This is a genomic window from Erwinia sp. GW821-FHT03D09, from assembly GCF_059420805.1.
In genome coordinates this window covers 1-658 of record NZ_JBWKUK010000051.1, presented here as the reverse complement: position 1 = coordinate 658, position 658 = coordinate 1, and the positions used below count along the sequence as shown (strand labels likewise).

Sequence of the window (658 nt, the reverse complement as noted above, 5' to 3'; positions counted from 1 at the left end):
CGGGGCTGAGCCTCTCGGCGAGCGCAGACCGGAGCCGGGGCCACGAGAACGGCAGCAGCCTGACGCACACGGAGACAACGGCGGATGCCGGACGCACCCTGACGCTGAACAGCGGGCAGGATACGGTGCTGCAGGGCGCGCAGGTCAGCGGTGAATCGGTGAAAGCCGACATCGGGCACAACCTGCTGATAGCCAGCGAGCAGGACCGCGACCACTACGACATGAAGCAGACCGGCAGCCGCGTTGGCGGCAGTGTCATCGGGGGCGCGGGTATCGGCGGCCCGGCCAGCCTGAGCGGCAGCCGGGATAAGATGAACAGCGACTTCGCCAGCGTGAAGGAGCAGTCGGGTCTGTTCGCCGGGAAAGGCGGGTTTGATATCACCGTGGGCAGCCACACGCAGCTGGACGGCGGGGTGATAGCCAGCACGGCGGAGAAAGAGAAGAACCGGCTGGATACCGGGACGCTGGGCTGGAGCGATATTCACAACAAAGCCGACTACGACGTTTCGCATCAGGGTGCAGGTATCAGCTCAGGTGGCAGCGTGGGCGAGCAGTTTGTCGGCAATATGGCGAACAACACGCTGGTCGGCGCCAGCGGCAGCGGGCATGACAGCAGCACGACGCACGCGGCGGTGGAAGACGGCACGATCATTATCCG

General features: G+C 65.5%; 1 protein-coding gene. It reads left to right on the top strand.

The features are described from left to right. Positions 1 to 658 (top strand): hemagglutinin repeat-containing protein (locus AC07U6_RS22260; RefSeq protein WP_494764864.1); only part of this gene is annotated, 658 nt, incomplete at both ends.